Genomic DNA, 14,837 nt, shown 5'->3' with positions numbered 1-14,837 from the left:
AATCAAGCAATGCGAGGTATCCATGAAATTTCCCATAGCAATCAAATGCTCGGCTTATGCAATCGCTGCCAGCCTCGTTTTCGCTCCTGGCGAGGAAGTGAAAGCGCAAGCCTGCTTGCTTGATATCAATGCAGATGGCGTCATCACGGTGCTTGGCGATGGCACCGATGGCGCGTCGGTGGTCGGCGCGGCCACCTCAGTGCTTGCATGCGGATCTGGCGCTATCGTTGATGGCGATGATGCGGTCGCCATTGGCTCCGATGCAGAAGCAAGCGGGGACGACACAACGGCAACCGGATCAAACGCAAAGGCAACAGGGCAAGACGCGGCCGCTTTTGGATCTTCTAGCGAAGCTGACGGTATTGGCGCACTCGCCGTGGGAACTGGCGCGGATGCGTTGGCCAATGGAGCAACCGCAATCGGCAATCTTGCAAATGCCGACGGGGTCAATGCCATCGCCGCAGGCAAATCCGCTGAAGCCACCGCTGCGGGCGCTGCAGCCATCGGCAACCTTGCCAGCGCGACAGGCATTGACGCCAGCGCTTTCGGCAAAGAAGCCTCCGCAGCCGCAGACGGCGCCACAGCAATCGGCAATCTCGCAAGCGCCGATGGGCTAAACGCCATCGCCGCAGGCAAATCGGCTGAAGCCACCGCTGCAGGCGCTGCAGCCATCGGCAATGTTGCAAGCGCGACAGGCATTGACGCCAGCGCATTCGGTAAAGAAGCCTCCGCAGCCGCAGACGGCGCGACCGCAATCGGCAATCTGGCAAGCGCCGACGGGGTGAACGCCATTGCCGCAGGCAAATCGGCTGAAGCCAACGCTGCAGGCGCTGCAGCCATCGGCAATCTCGCCAGCGCGACAGGCATTGACGCCAGCGCTGTCGGCAAAGAAGCCTCCGCAGCCGCAGACGGAGCCACCGCCCTTGGTAACCTCGCCAATGCCGACGGAATTGACGCCATCGCCGCAGGCAAGGCGGCTGAAGCAAGCGGCGCGGCCTCCACAGCCATCGGCAATCTCGCCAATGCACAAGGCGCCGATTCCACCTCTGTCGGCGCCGGGTCACAAGCCACGGAAGCCGGCGCTGCGGCCTATGGCAGTCAGGCAGAAGCAAGCGGTGTTGATGCCAGCGCTTTGGGCAAAGAAGCCCGCGCGACAGCAGAGGGTGCAACCGCACTTGGCAGTCTCGCACAGGCCGCTGGCATCAGCTCTTTCGCAGCTGGCAACGATGCGCAAGCGCTCGCTGATGCAGCCACCGCTATTGGTGTCGATGCATTGGCAAGCGGCTTGAGCGCAGCCTCATTTGGTGACGCGGCAAGCGCATCTGGCGCGGCCGCCTTGGCCTTGGGCAAAGACAGCGCGGCATCAGGATCAAGCGCAATTGCCATCGGCGACGAAGCCGCCGCCGACGCTGAACGCGCCATCGCATTGGGTTCAACCAGCGCTGCCTCAGGCGAACGCGCCATCGCGATTGGCACCGCATCCCAAGCCACAGGTGTACGCGGCACTGCGATTGGACCGGACAGTTCTGCGATGGGCGATTTCTCAACCGCGCTTGGTACGCAGGCAGCAGCAGATTTCGGCTCTGCCATCGCCATAGGACGATCAGCAGGTGCCAATTCTGCCGAAGCGATTGCTATCGGATATGAGGCGCAGACCAGCGGCATTACGGGCGCAGCGATTGGCAGAGGCGCGTCCAGCCAAGGCGCCTCATCCCTTGCCTTTGGCACATTCGCATCGGCAGCGCAGGATGAAGCGCTGGCCATAGGGGCCGGTGCCAGTGCAGCGTCACAAAGAGCGATTGCGCTGGGAGCTGCCAGCAATGCAGCAGGCATATCGTCGATCGCGATTGGAGGCGACGGCGGGGATGCTGACGGCTTGGGCGCGCAAGCCCTGGCAGATGGCGCAGCCGCATTCGGAGTGGATGCGTTTGCCAGCATGACCAATTCACTTGCAATGGGCGCAAGAGCGCAAGGCACGGGCGAGAACGCCTCAGCCGTTGGCGCAGGTTCACGGGCAACGGGCTTTTCCAGCGCAGCAATGGGCCGCAATGCCTTTGCCACCGCTGCCAGCGCAACGGCGGTCGGCAATACCGCAGGCGCAACCGCTGGCCGGGCGACGGCTGTGGGACAGCTCAGCCGCGCAACCGGATCACGCGCAACCGCGGTGGGGTTCGGCGCGAATGCTGGAGAACGCGCGACGGCTTTGGGAGAGAACACCGAGGCCAGCGGCAGTTTCAGCACGGCAATTGGCGTTGATGCGGTCGCTTCGCACAGACAAGCAACAGCCATCGGCCAAGGTGCGGCGACCACTGCGGACAAGCAAGTGACACTGGGCGGCACCGGATCATCGGTGCGGCTGGGCGATATCACCGCGTCCACCGCCGCGCAGGAAGGCCCCGTCGATGTCGTGACGATAGATGCAAACGGCACTTTGGGTCGCCAGCAGGCCGCCACCGCAGCCTCTGTCGCCAATGTGCGCGTGTCGATGAATGCTCTGGCAATGGTTTCCGATGCGCAATTTGGCGCGCTTGAGGCGAGAGTGAATGGGCTGGAAACGCGGATTGATGGCGCGTTTGATCTGGCGCAAACGGTCGATGATGATGCCAAGCGCGGAATTGCCGCCATCGCCGCCCAAGCCGCGCCGCATTTCCCCAGCGAAGCGGGCAAGACCAGCTATGCCAGCAATATCGCGGCCTATCGCGGCGAAGTGGGCGTATCGCTTGGCCTGATGCACCGGCTGCAAGGCGATGTCGCGATCACAGCCGGGGTCACTTATGCAGGCGGCAATTCCACCGCCGTGCGCGCCGGGGTGGCGGGCGAGTTTTAAGCCGCCCCAACAAACCCTTGCGATATCATTCGATGACGCGGCCACGCACCATGGTGAACTCGACATTCTCCAGCGTGGTCACGTCGTCCAAGGGATTGCCGGAAAGAGCGATCAAATCGGCGGAAAAACCCGGCGCAATCCGGCCAATCTCGCTTTCCATGCCGAGGATTTCAGCCGCCCCTGTCGTGGCAGAAGCAATGGCTTCGCGGTTCGACATCCCGCCTTTTACCAGCAGCGCAAATTCGCCCGCATTCTCCCCATGCGCAAACACGCCTGCATCGGTGCCAAAGGCGATGTTCACCCCGTATTCGCGAGCGCGCGGGACAATCGTATCGGCGATCTCGCTGACGGCGCGAATTTTCTCCTCAACCACGGGCGTATAAAACCCCGTGCCCAGCTTTTCCTTGATGCCTGCAAATGCCATCAAGGTTGGGATTAAGGTTGTGCCGCTCGCCTTCATCGCTTTGGCGGCGGCCTCGTCCATATAGGTGCCGTGTTCGATGGTGTGCACGCCCGCTTTGGCCGCCGCCTCAATCCCGCGCGCCCCATGCGCGTGAGCGGCGACTTTCAGGCCCAGCAATTCTGCCGTTTCAACAATCGCGCGCATTTCTTCGGCGGTAAAATGCTCTTCGAGCCCGCGCCCCTGCTGGCTCAACACGCCGCCTGTGGCAGTGATTTTGATCAGGTCTGCGCCGTATTTCGACGCAGTGCGCACTTTTTCAGAACATTCGACCGCGCCTGTGCATGTAAAGCCCGATGTCAGCACATCATCGACATGTTTGTGAAAGCCGTTCACATCGCCGTGCCCGCCTACAATGCTGATCGTGCGCGCCGATGTCACAATGCGCGGACCGGGCACCAGCCCCTGAGCCGTGGCTGTGCGCAGGCTTTGTGTGACCTGATCGGTGCGCGAGCCCAGATCCCGGACCGTGGTAAAACCTGCAAGCGCGGTTAGGCGCGCATTCTTGGCCGCGATCAAAGTGTAATATTCCGGCGGCGTGGTCGCCGCGCGCCAAAATTCGCCCGATGGATCGCCGGACAAATGCGTGTGCAGATCGATAAGGCCGGGCAAAACGGTCTTGTCCGACAGATCGATCATGCGCGAGACTTCTTCCTCAAGCGCGTCTTGAGTGGCCACATCCACCCTCAACACATTGGTGATGACGCCGTCCTTGATGACAATCGTCGCAGGCCCCGTGGGGTCGCTGCTGGCATCAACAATAACATTGCCCGCGCGCACCAGGATCGTCTCCGCTGAAACAGGCGCGCTGACCAACGCGGCAAGGCTGATGCATCCGGCGGCCAGTTTATGAAGCAAACCCATTGTTCTTCTCTCCCGTTATTTCAGCCGCTTGATGCGCGCGTGCGAAAACGATGGCAAGGCTTTGGCTTGCCGATAAGACGATTTTCGCACATACACATCGCACGGAGCCTCGCCAAAATAGGCGTTTTAACAAAGCGATAGGACAATCTCATGCGGAGTTTATTTAGCGCATTTCTGGCATGTATGCTGGCCTTTGTGCCGCAGATACTGGTTGCGCAAAATGCCGATGAACAAGACGGATTTTCGCAGCTCGCCTTCGCCGTGGCTTCAGATGATATCGCAAAATCGCGATTTGAACATGACATGGAGATCGGCTTTGTCGCGGTGCTTAGACAGGATGCTGACGTCATGCAGCTGGAACGCGACTGCCCTGGTTTTGTTGACGGGTATACCGCTGCTGTCAGACCGATAATGTACCGCTTTCACATGTCCGACAATGATTGGTATCGCAGCAAATTGGAGGGATTTTTCAAACAGAATGTGTCGGAGGAAGAGGCGGCAGGGGCAGCCCGGTTTTTTGGCTCTGATTTGGGGCAACGCTTTCTTGCCACAGCCATCGCCAGCCAAAGCGCAGACAACACAATTGCCGAAGTCCTTGATGCAGACGACGACAATCTGACGATTTCAGCGGAAGCCTACAATGCTGACAAGCAGGAAGGCGTGAAGCGCTTTCTCAAGGCGTTTAATGCGGATGAAACCCGCAGGTTGGACACGATATTTGCAAACGCCAGCTGGTTCCCCGCATTCAGAACTTTGCAACCCAAGATAAACGCGCTCGGCCTTGAACTGATCAACCGGGACTACACAGACGAACAAAATGCCGAATTTGATGCCGCTTCAGAAGCATTCATTTCAGCGCATCTTGATGCGTGCGAAGCGGGGGAATGACCTAAAACGTATACGCAACGCCCACACCGACGATGAACTGATCGGCATCCCCGCGAATATTTGTGAACGGCGTGTCTGCACCATCGCCCAAAAGGCGCGAATACCCGCCAATCGCATAGATGCTGAAACCGCCGTTCAGCGCGTTGCCATCCAGATCGCGAGTGAAGATTGCCGCGGCGCTGGCAGAGTTTAGCCCGCCATCCGCGCCAAACACCGGAAGGCCGCTCAGCGCGCTGTCAGCCGGGCTGATATTGTAATAATATTCGGCGAAATCATCATCCACAAACTGCAGGCCCAGGCTCACATTCAGCAGCGCGCTGCGCGATACAGGCGTTAGATATCCAACGCTTGGCTCAACCAGCATTCCGCCATGCGCGCCGGCCACATCCCAGCGGATCTGAGTGTTGAACGAAACGGAATCGCGTTTGTGCAGCACGCCGGGTATGCTGACCCCGCCGGTGAGGCCAACTTCGACCGCCAGATCCAGATCCTCAAGCTGTTCGACCACATCATCGCGGACCTGCGCGGCCCGGTCATTGCGGATCCGAAATGCGGGGCCGAAATTAAACTCAACATCGCGCCCCGACCCGATGGCCGGGCCGGGTGACAGCAGATCAAGCGCAAGACCCGGGCCGTTGGGGCGCAGGCCAACCCCGCCCACACGGCCAACGATCAAAGGCAGCGGAAAGACATTGTAATCATCAGAGCCGGAATAGCTGGGCACCAGCCCTACACCGATGCCGATGGTAACCCAGTTGTCATCGAACACAGGCTTGATCCGGGGCGGCTGCCGGGTCTGGGGCGAAACATTCGCTCTTGGGTCCGTTTCCTGGTGCCCGGACACCTCCGCCTCCAATTCAGCGGTCTCCTTAGTCAGCGCCTCCTCAGCTAGTGCCTCCTTAGCTAGGGCAGGCGCATTCAGCGCGAATGCGGCGAGGAAAGCGGCGCTAATGCGCGAAAGGCGCAATTTTTCGGATGGCAGAATGGACAAGAGCACGGCGGGGAGAGACCTTTTTGCAAGAAACATAAGCGACAACAAACAGATGCAAGCACGCCGCTCGCCGCATCCGTTCCAATGAGCGGGCGCGTGCGAAGTTCCAATTGGGCAACACGTATTCGCGGCATAAGCGCGCCGCCCCCGCCGACATTGCCGGACGCGGCCCATGCGCCTAGGGCGTTGAAACAGATGAACGACTCAGTTTCAGATGCGGGCGCACAGACGGGCAAGGACGTCGCAATTGTTGGCGGCGGGCTTGCTGGCGGGCTGCTGGCGCTTGCATTGCACCAGCGCGCGCCTGATGTCAGGTTTGTGCTGCTGGATGCAGGCGAAACGCTGGGCGGCAATCACCGCTGGAGCTGGTTTACGAGCGATCTCGATAGGGCCGCGACCGATCTTTTATCCGCCTTCCCCCAAAATGCGTGGGATGATGGATATGAGATACACTTCCCCCGCTATGGCCGCGAATTGCCCACCGGATACCGCTCCATGGCGAGCGAGGATTTTCACAAAGTCATGATGGCGACCCTGCCGGAAGGTTCGGTGCGCCTTGGCACCCGGGCGCGCGGGTTGGACGCTGATGGTGTAACCTTGGATGATGGCTCCAAAATCGCAGCGAAACGCGTCATTGATTGCCGCACCTTCACGCCAAGCGAAAACCTTGCAGGCGGATGGCAGGTCTTCCTTGGCCAGCATATCCGCACCGATGAACCCCACCGCCTCACCCGCCCTGTCATCATGGATGCCACCGTCGATCAGGTCGCACCTTACGGCAATGGGGCGGCCTACAGGTTCGTTTATGTCCTGCCTTTGGCGAAGGATGAAGTGTTTATCGAAGACACCTATTACGCCGATGACCCCAAGATGGACCGCGATCAGCTTTGGTCGCGCACACAAAGCTATGCCCGTGCAAAAGGGCTGCATGGCGAGGTTATCGGGCACGAAGCCGGAATTCTGCCTGTTGTATCCGGCGGCAATTTCGATGCGGTGCTGGATGAATTGCGCATTCCCGGCGTTGCCATTGCCGGATCGCGCGGCGGGTTTTCGCACCCGCTCACCAGTTACACCTTGCCATTTGCAGCCGACAATGCGCTCGCCATAGCCGGCCTGCTGGCCCGCGCGCCGCAGACGAGCGGCGCTGATCTGGCGCAGTTTTGCGAAGGCCGCGCCCGCGCGCATTGGCAGGAAATGGCGTTTTACCGGATGCTGGTGCGCATGCTGTTCGAAGCGGCAGACCCCGCCCAGCGCGTGGTGGTGCTGCAACGCTTTTACGGCCTGTCAGGCCCTCTGGTGGAACGCTTTTATGCCGGCGACAGCTCGTTAAGAGACAAGCTGCGCATCCTCTCAGGTAAGCCGCCCGTAACTATACCCCGAGCGATGAAAGCCTTTTTCTCGCGCGGAATTCCACTCAGCACGGAGAAACCTGCATGAACGCAGATGCCAAACTCAACCTTGCCCCAGCGCAACCAGGCGGCAAAGGGATCAATCCTGATATGGCGAAGAAATATGCAGGCAAATCGGCATGCGTAATCGGCGCCGGTTTTGGCGGGATGGCGCTGGCGATCCGGCTGCAATCACACGGCATCGCGACAACCGTCGTCGAAGCGCGCGACAAGCCGGGCGGGCGCGCATATTTCTGGGAAAAAGACGGCTTCACCTTCGATGCAGGCCCCACGGTGGTCACCGATCCGCCTTGCCTTGAAGAGCTGTGGGAATTGACCGGCCACGACATCGCCGAAGATGTTGAGCTGATGAAGGTTATGCCGTTCTACCGCCTCAACTGGCCCGATGGCACCAATTTCAATTATTCCAACGACGAAGACGAATTGAACGCCGAAATTGCCAAGCTCAATCCCGATGATGTGGTGGGTTACCAGCGCTTCCTCGAATATTCGGCGCGCGTTTATGAGGAAGGCTATCTGAAACTTGGCACAAAGCCGTTCCTCGATTTCAAAACCATGTTGAAAGCTGCCCCTGCTCTGGTGAAAGAGCAAGCCTGGCGCAGCGTTTATTCGATGGTCTCCAGCTATATCAAGCATCCCAAACTGCGCGAGGCGTTCAGTTTCCATTCGCTGCTGGTGGGCGGCAATCCGATGAAAACCTCGAGCATTTACGCGCTCATTCACAAGCTGGAAAAAGACGGCGGCGTGTGGTGGGCGCGCGGCGGGACCAACCGCTTGATCGCGGGCATGGTGCGTCATTTCGAACGGCTCGGCGGGACAATGCGCGTGGGCGATCCGGTGGTGCAGGTCCACACATTGGGCACCCGCGCGGATGAGGTTGAGACGAAATCAGGCTGGAAACAGCGCTTTGATGCGGTCGCGTCCAATGGCGATATCATGCATTCTTACAAGGACTTGCTATCAGATTCCCAGCGCGGCCAGAAAATGGCGAAGAGCTTGAATAAGAAAAGCTTTTCACCCTCATTGTTCGTCGTCCACTTCGGGCTTGAGGGAACATGGCCCGGCATTGCGCATCACATGATCCTGTTTGCAGAGCGGTATAAGGGTCTGCTTGACGACATCTTCTCAAACGGCGTTCTGCCTGAAGATTTCGCGATCTACCTCCACCACCCCACTGTGACCGATCCCAGCATGGCACCCAAGGGCAAAAGCACATTCTACGCGCTTGTTCCGGTTGCCCATATGGGCAAGATGCCGGTGGATTGGGATGAGGTTGGACCCAAGCTTGAGAAAATGGTCCTCGATGAAATCGGCCGCCGCCTGATCCCGGACATTCATGACCGGATCGTGACCAAGTTCTCTTACGCGCCCAAGGATTTCCAGCAGGATTTGTCAGCCCATATGGGCAGCGCGTTCAGCCTTGAACCGCTCTTGTGGCAAAGCGCATACCTGCGCGGTCACAACCGCGACGATGTCATCGAAAACTTCTACCTCGTCGGCGCTGGCACGCATCCGGGTGCAGGCATTCCGGGCGTTGTGGGTTCGGGCAAGGCCACGGCTGGCATTATGCTGGAAGATTTGAAGAAAAGGGCGACGGTGTGAGCCTCATCGCCCTATTATTGGTTGCCGCCGCACCGGACTTGAGCACTTCCACATTGGTGGCACCAAACCATCAGCACGATTGGGCCGTTCTCGAAAAGGATGAGGGGTCATGGTTTCACTGGGATCGAAATTCACGCAAGACTATAAAATTCGAAGGGCGTGAATTCCCGACTGTTTTGACCCGATTTCAAATCGTGCCTCGAACTTATCCGAGTGGGCGAATGGACGCAGTGATCGCAATTGACTGTAAGCGAAACATGATTGCTACGGTCGAGGCATCTCACCAGATATCGAAAGAAGCCTACGCGCCCGGCGAACACCGCTGGACCGTCGAACAACTGGAGTTTGGAGAGTTTGCGAAGTGGGACTTGAGAAGAGTTGAGACACAGCAGATGATGCGCGCTGTATGCGGTCAGGACTGGAAACAGTGATTAGGCGATCGGGTGTGATTTGTGATGAAAGGTTGGCCGAATTGAACAACGCGCCCCTCCACCAAGCTTCGCTTGGTCCCCCTCCCCATGCTGGGGAGGATTCATGAAACGTCTCGCTGTTTACTGCGGCTCTGCCACGCCTGAAGACGCGCGCTATATAGCGCTTGCCAGCGAAGTTGGCGCTACACTTGCGCAGCGCGGCATTGGCGTTGTCTATGGCGGTGGGCGTCTCGGTCTGATGGGCGCTGTCGCCAATGGCGCTGCCGCAGCAGGTGGCGAGGTTATCGGGGTCATCCCCGAAGCGCTCGTCAATTCCGAAGTTGCCAATCACAATTGCGATGAGCTTATCACCGTTTCCGGCATGCATGAGAGGAAGCAGCGCTTCACCGATCTTTCGGATGGTTTCGTCACTCTGCCCGGCGGCGTGGGCACCATGGATGAATTGTGGGAAGCGATGAGCTGGGCGCAGCTTGGCTATCATTCGGACCCTGTGGGATTGCTCAACGCCTTTGGTTTTTACGACGAATTGATAGCGTTCAACGCGAAAATGGCCGAGGTCGGCTTTGTTCGCCCTGCGCATCAGGGCATTCTTGTGGCGGCGGATACAATTGCGGATCTGCTGGATAAGATGGCGGCGTATCAGCCGCACACGCCCATCTTTCAGATGAAGGCGGATGATTTGTGATGCCTCCCAATCGCGAATCCCCGCAAATAGCTCAATGACCTCCCCCGAAACCCGCGCCGCTCTCGTCGAACACTCGCGCCTTGCGATCAAACAAGGCTCGCAAAGTTTCTCCGCCGCCTCGCAATTGTTCGACAGCGAAACGCGCGAACGGGCATGGCTGCTTTATGCCTGGTGCCGCAGGTGCGATGACATTGCCGACAATCAGGTGATGGGCGGCGAGCTTGGCGATCAATCCGATCTCGACAGCCGCTTGGCACTCATCCGCAAACTGACGGCCAAAGCGTTTGAAGGCAAACCCACAGGCGATCCGGCTTTCGATGCTTTCGGCATTGTCGCGCGCGAAGTGGGCCTCACCCCGCAAATGGCAGAAGATGTCATCGCAGGGTTTGCTCTTGATGCAGAAGATTGGCGCCCGCGCACCGAAGCCGACATGATGCGCTATTGCTACCACGTGGCGGGCGCGGTTGGTGTGATGATGGCGGTGGTGATGGGCGTGGACCCCGCTGATAGCGACACGCTGGACCGCGCGAATGATTTGGGGCTGGCCTTTCAGCTGTCAAACATCGCGCGTGATATCGTCGAAGATGATGCAGCGGGGCGCTGTTATCTGCCGGTCGAATGGCTGGTCGAACAGGATATCGAGCCGGGCCAGCACACCAAACCGCATCACCGCGAAGAGCTGGCCGAAATGACCGCGCGTCTGGTCGCTCTGGTTGAAAAACACGAAGCCGCCGCGCGGGTGGGAGCCGAACGTCTGCCTTTTCGCAGCCGCTGGGCCGTGTTGTCAGCCGCGCGCATTTATGGCGCGATTGGCCGCAAGGTCCGCGCGCGCGGGACCGAGGCGTGGAATTCTCGCACCTATGTGCCGCGCGCAGAGAAAGCTTTGTACGGCGTGCGCGCATTCTTTTCGGCAGTGATCAACCGCGAAAAACACCCCGATGGCCCGATCACCTGGGGCATCGCGGATTTTCGGCCTGCCTAGCCACCACCCTAACCGTCACCCCGGCGAAGGCCGGGATCCAGATAACGGAAGTCTTGATCGCCGACGCCAACTGGATTCCGACCTTCGCCGGGGTGACAGAAATCGAGACTGGATTGCTTCGCCTTCGGCTCGCAATGACGAACACTTTCGGTTAGCTAGTGTCCATGATTAAACACGCCCTAGCCGCGACAGCGCTCGCGCTCATCGCCGCACCCCTCGCCGCTGAAGAAACCGCCGAGGCGCCAGTCACCGCCGCCGTGGACGCCTTTTTCGAGGCCCTTCGCAGTCCCGACAAAACCGCCCTTGCCGACACCATGGCGCAAGAAAGCGTCATCTTCGTCCATGATCGCCGCGATCCCGACGATCCCAAAATCCGCATTGTGGCTGCTGGTGAGCACCTTAAAGGCTGGGAGCAAACGCCTCCGGGCACGGACGAATATATGAGCTACACTCAGGTGCAGATCGACGGCACCATGGCGCATGTGTGGGGGCCGTATGTGTTCCTCGTGAACCACACACCCACCCATTGCGGGATCAATTCGATGAGCCTTGCCAAGTTTCCCGAAAAGGGCTGGAAAGTGACCAACACAAGCTTCACCATGACTTCGCTCGATGAATGCGAGGCACTTGGTGCGCCCATGCCTCAAACTGTCGAATAACGCACCATGACGTGGGAAAAAGAACTCGAAGAGCTGCGCGCGCGTGAGGCGATGGCGGAGCAAATGGGCGGCGCGGATAAAGTCGCGCGGCAGCACTCTCGCGGCAAAATGGATGCGCGCGCAAGGCTGGCGGCAATCTGTGATCCCGGTTCTTTTCGCGAAATTGGCAAGATAGCGGGCGCGGCGCGCTATGATGACAAGGGAGATCTGACCGGCGTCACCCCTGCCCCGTTCCTGTTTGGCAAAGCGACCGTTCATGGCCGCCCGGTGGTTGCGACAGCCGATGATTTCACCATTCGCGGCGGCGCGGCGGATGCAGGTATTGCGCGCAAGATGGTGCAGGCTGAACAAATGGCGCACGAACTGCGCCTGCCGATTATCAAGATGATTGATGGCACGGGCGGCGGCGGCTCTGTCAAAACGCTGGAGCAAATCGGCGCGACCTATATCCCCGCCGTGCCGGGCTGGGGCGAGACGGTGCGCAATCTCGACACGGTGCCTGTGGTGGCTCTGGCGCTCGGTCCGACGGCAGGATTGGGCGCGGCAAGGCTGGTGGCGAGCCATTATTCGGTGATGGTGCGCGGGCTTTCCCAGGTCTTCGCCGCTGGCCCCGCCGTAGTCGCCGCAATGGATGGCGATGAAGGCACTGACCCGCGCGACAAGGAAGCGCTGGGCGGCGCGGATATACACACCCGCAATGGCGTTTGTGATGATGAAGTAGCATCAGAGGCTGAGGCGTTCGCCCGCGCGCGCCATTTCCTTTCCTTTATGCCCGAACATGTAGGGCAGCTCGCCCGGCGGGCGCAAAACTCAGACCCCGCCGACCGCCGCGAGGAAGCGCTGCTCAGCCTTGTCCCGCATGAGGCCAATCAGGTTTACTCCATGCGCCGCGCGATGGAGATGATCCTCGATAAAGGCACCGTCTTTGAGATCGGCAAAAACTGGGGCCGCGCGGCGATTACTGCGCTGGCCCGCCTTGATGGCTATCCTGTCGCAGTGGTTGCGAGCGATCCAACCTTCCTTGGCGGGTCATGGGAAGCGAAAACCAGCGAAAAGGTCGAACGCTTCGTCACACTCGCCGACCAGTTTCGCCTGCCCATCGTCCACCTCGTTGACAATCCCGGCTTTATGATCGGGCGCGAGGCGGAAATGGCGGGCACGATCCGGTACGGCGTTCAGGCCATGAATGCGATTTACAAAGCCACCGTCCCGCTTGCCAGCATCGTGATGCGCCGCGCTTACGGCATTGCAGGCAGCGCGATGAGCAATGCCGAACGGTATCAATACAGGTTTTGCTGGCCATCGGGTGATTGGGGCAGCCTGCCAATCGCGGGCGGATTGGAAGTCGCTTACAAATCGGAACTCGAAGCCGCCGAAGACCCGGCAGCTGAACTCGAAGCCATCAAAGCGCGTCTGGCGAAAGTCACATCGCCGTTCCGATCAGCCGAACGCTATAATGTCGAGGACATCATAGACCCGCGCGATACGCGGCCTTTATTGTGCGAATTTGCTGAACTTGCATGGCGTAAGCTGGAGTGTGAGAGGTAGGAACGGCCCAAGGCCGCAAGGGCGACCGCCCGCCCGCAGGTGCCCGTAGCGCAGCGAGGCAATAGCGCCGAGGATGCGCGCCCGGATGGCGGCGCAAAAACAATAACCCTCAGATATTCTTCATCTTTGTCGGCCCCGCAATCCGATCCGGCGGGCCGAACAATTTGCCTTTCTCGCTGAACAGCACCAGCAGCAAGCAGACAATCCCGCTTGTCAGCAAAGCAATCGCCAGCGGGCGCGCGGTGCCATCGAACGCCTGGCCGATTACCGCGCCGATCACCGCCGCAATGGTCATGCGAACAAAGCCGTGCGCGGAGCTGGCAGCGCCTGCGATGGAGAAAAACGGGTTCATCGCAATCGCGCCAAAATTGCTCCCGATAAAGCCAAGCAGCATCATATTGATCGCCATGAGCGGCACAAATTCATACAGGCTTTCATTGGGTTGAAACGCGAACCAGACCTGCACAGAGCTGACCGCGATAAACGCAAACAGAGCCGTGTGGCTGACCCGGCGCGCGCCAAAGCGTTCGACGATGCGCGAATTTGACCAGCTCGCCACTGCCATCGACCCTGCGCAAATACCGAATACAACCGGGAATTGATCGCCTGCGTCAAATGCCTCTGTGATCAATTGCTGGGCGGAATTGATAAAGCCAAACAAGGCGCCAAACACCAATGTGCTGCCGAAAACATAGCCGACCACGCTCGGCACGCTTAACGCTTTGCCCATATTGCGTGCGATCACCGGGATTTCGATGGGCTGGCGGTTTTCTTCTGAAAGGCTTTCGGGCAGGCGGAAATACACCCATGCGCCGATTACAATGCCTTGCAGAGCCATGACGGCAAAGATCGCGCGCCAATCGGCAACCAGCAGGACCAATTCGCCAATGCTGGGCGCGATGGCGGGAACCATCAGAAAGATGACGAAAATCAGGCTCATCATCTTGGCCATTTTATCGCCTCCCACCCGGTCGCGGATGATCGCAGGCGGCAGCGCGACAATGCCTGCCCCGAAAAAGCCCTGAACCGCGCGGATGCCGATCAGCATTTCAAACGAGGTTGCAAAAGCGCTGAGCAGCGACAGCGAAATATGCACCGCAATCGCGCCCAGCAGGATCGGGCGGCGGCCAAAACGGTCCGCCAATGCGCCGGGCACCAGTGCGCCAATCCCGGCGGTAAGCAGGTAAATGCCGATCACATATTGCCGGTCATTGCCCGCAACATTCAGATCGAGCGCCATTTCATCCAATGCAGGCAGCATCGCATCAATACCGAAGGCCTGAAGCGCCATCAGCATCGCCATCATCCAGATCAGCTGAGTTTCGCCCAGCGCTTTTGATGGAGTGGATTGGGAAGTGTTCGAAGCCATCGAGCCGCTATTGCCTGCTGGCGCGGCCATTGACCATTGTTCTTTTCGCATATGCACAAAATCCGCGTGCAACGTGATTGTTCCAAAGGGAGGTTACTTATCTCCGCTCAGCGACTAATTGA

12 protein-coding genes are annotated in these 14,837 nt (G+C 59.3%); 9 read left to right on the top strand and 3 right to left on the bottom strand.

Going from position 1 to position 14,837, the window contains the following annotated elements; translation table 11 throughout:
• The first annotated feature begins 22 nt into the window (after nucleotides 1-22).
• Nucleotides 23-2,827, top strand: coding sequence for a hypothetical protein (locus AC0V6W_RS11295; RefSeq protein WP_486150047.1), 2,805 nt, complete (start codon nucleotides 23-25; stop codon nucleotides 2,825-2,827).
• Nucleotides 2,828-2,852: 25 nt separating this feature from the next.
• Here AC0V6W_RS11295 and AC0V6W_RS11290 read toward each other — a convergent pair whose 3' ends face one another.
• Entirely contained in the window at nucleotides 2,853-4,151 is a 1,299-nt protein-coding gene (locus AC0V6W_RS11290) for a metal-dependent hydrolase family protein (RefSeq protein WP_486150045.1), read from the bottom strand.
• Nucleotides 4,152-4,301: 150 nt separating this feature from the next.
• Here AC0V6W_RS11290 and AC0V6W_RS11285 point away from each other — a divergent pair, with 150 nt between their 5' ends.
• Complete coding sequence (locus AC0V6W_RS11285) at nucleotides 4,302-5,039, top strand: hypothetical protein (protein WP_486150043.1); 738 nt, start codon at nucleotides 4,302-4,304, stop codon at nucleotides 5,037-5,039.
• 1 nt (nucleotide 5,040) lies between these two features.
• Here the strand turns inward: AC0V6W_RS11285 and AC0V6W_RS11280 are convergent, their stop codons facing one another.
• Nucleotides 5,041-6,036: a MipA/OmpV family protein gene (locus AC0V6W_RS11280; protein ID WP_486150041.1), complete on the bottom strand. Its 996-nt coding sequence runs from the start codon at nucleotides 6,034-6,036 to the stop codon at nucleotides 5,041-5,043.
• Between the two features lie 189 nt (nucleotides 6,037-6,225).
• Here AC0V6W_RS11280 and crtY point away from each other — a divergent pair, with 189 nt between their 5' ends.
• The 7 genes from crtY to AC0V6W_RS11245 all read left to right on the top strand — a co-directional run bounded on the left by crtY (nucleotide 6,226) and on the right by AC0V6W_RS11245 (nucleotide 13,346).
• Nucleotides 6,226-7,467, top strand: coding sequence for a lycopene beta-cyclase CrtY (crtY, locus tag AC0V6W_RS11275; RefSeq protein WP_486150039.1), 1,242 nt, complete (start codon nucleotides 6,226-6,228; stop codon nucleotides 7,465-7,467).
• Nucleotides 7,468-7,529: 62 nt separating this feature from the next.
• Complete coding sequence (locus AC0V6W_RS11270) at nucleotides 7,530-9,041, top strand: phytoene desaturase (RefSeq protein WP_486151587.1); 1,512 nt, start codon at nucleotides 7,530-7,532, stop codon at nucleotides 9,039-9,041.
• Nucleotides 9,038-9,472, top strand: a complete 435-nt coding sequence (locus tag AC0V6W_RS11265) for a hypothetical protein (protein ID WP_486150037.1) — start codon at nucleotides 9,038-9,040, stop codon at nucleotides 9,470-9,472. The genes AC0V6W_RS11270 and AC0V6W_RS11265 overlap by 4 nt, the downstream gene beginning before the upstream one ends.
• A gap of 103 nt (nucleotides 9,473-9,575) precedes the next feature.
• A complete protein-coding gene (locus AC0V6W_RS11260; RefSeq protein ID WP_486150035.1) occupies nucleotides 9,576-10,157 on the top strand; it encodes an LOG family protein in 582 nt (193 codons plus the stop codon).
• 34 nt (nucleotides 10,158-10,191) lie between these two features.
• Nucleotides 10,192-11,139, top strand: a complete 948-nt coding sequence (locus AC0V6W_RS11255; RefSeq protein WP_486150033.1) for a phytoene/squalene synthase family protein — start codon at nucleotides 10,192-10,194, stop codon at nucleotides 11,137-11,139.
• A gap of 164 nt (nucleotides 11,140-11,303) precedes the next feature.
• A complete protein-coding gene (locus tag AC0V6W_RS11250) occupies nucleotides 11,304-11,798 on the top strand; it encodes a hypothetical protein (protein WP_486150031.1) in 495 nt (164 codons plus the stop codon).
• 6 nt (nucleotides 11,799-11,804) lie between these two features.
• Nucleotides 11,805-13,346, top strand: a complete 1,542-nt coding sequence (locus tag AC0V6W_RS11245) for an acyl-CoA carboxylase subunit beta (protein WP_486150029.1) — start codon at nucleotides 11,805-11,807, stop codon at nucleotides 13,344-13,346.
• A gap of 109 nt (nucleotides 13,347-13,455) precedes the next feature.
• On the opposite strand, the gene AC0V6W_RS11240 is transcribed toward AC0V6W_RS11245, so the two are convergent.
• Complete coding sequence (locus AC0V6W_RS11240) at nucleotides 13,456-14,745, bottom strand: multidrug effflux MFS transporter (RefSeq protein ID WP_486150027.1); 1,290 nt, start codon at nucleotides 14,743-14,745, stop codon at nucleotides 13,456-13,458.
• Between the last annotated feature and the right edge of the window lie 92 nt (nucleotides 14,746-14,837).

Source organism: Erythrobacter sp. JB1-7 (genome assembly GCF_057365015.1).
This window is presented reverse-complemented; position numbering and strand designations above follow the sequence as displayed.

What these genes read in the sequence shown, in the direction of transcription:
- AC0V6W_RS11295 (WP_486150047.1), top strand. Translation starts at nt 23, where the DNA reads ATGAAATTTCCCATAGCAATCAAATGCTCGGCTTATGCAATCGCTGCC.
- AC0V6W_RS11290 (WP_486150045.1), bottom strand. Translation starts at nt 4,151, where the DNA reads ATGGGTTTGCTTCATAAACTGGCCGCCGGATGCATCAGCCTTGCCGCG.
- AC0V6W_RS11285 (WP_486150043.1), top strand. Translation starts at nt 4,302, where the DNA reads ATGCGGAGTTTATTTAGCGCATTTCTGGCATGTATGCTGGCCTTTGTG.
- crtY (WP_486150039.1), top strand. Translation starts at nt 6,226, where the DNA reads ATGAACGACTCAGTTTCAGATGCGGGCGCACAGACGGGCAAGGACGTC.
- AC0V6W_RS11270 (WP_486151587.1), top strand. Translation starts at nt 7,530, where the DNA reads ATGGCGAAGAAATATGCAGGCAAATCGGCATGCGTAATCGGCGCCGGT.
- AC0V6W_RS11260 (WP_486150035.1), top strand. Translation starts at nt 9,576, where the DNA reads ATGAAACGTCTCGCTGTTTACTGCGGCTCTGCCACGCCTGAAGACGCG.
- AC0V6W_RS11255 (WP_486150033.1), top strand. Translation starts at nt 10,192, where the DNA reads ATGACCTCCCCCGAAACCCGCGCCGCTCTCGTCGAACACTCGCGCCTT.
- AC0V6W_RS11250 (WP_486150031.1), top strand. Translation starts at nt 11,304, where the DNA reads ATGATTAAACACGCCCTAGCCGCGACAGCGCTCGCGCTCATCGCCGCA.
- AC0V6W_RS11245 (WP_486150029.1), top strand. Translation starts at nt 11,805, where the DNA reads ATGACGTGGGAAAAAGAACTCGAAGAGCTGCGCGCGCGTGAGGCGATG.
- AC0V6W_RS11240 (WP_486150027.1), bottom strand. Translation starts at nt 14,745, where the DNA reads ATGGCCGCGCCAGCAGGCAATAGCGGCTCGATGGCTTCGAACACTTCC.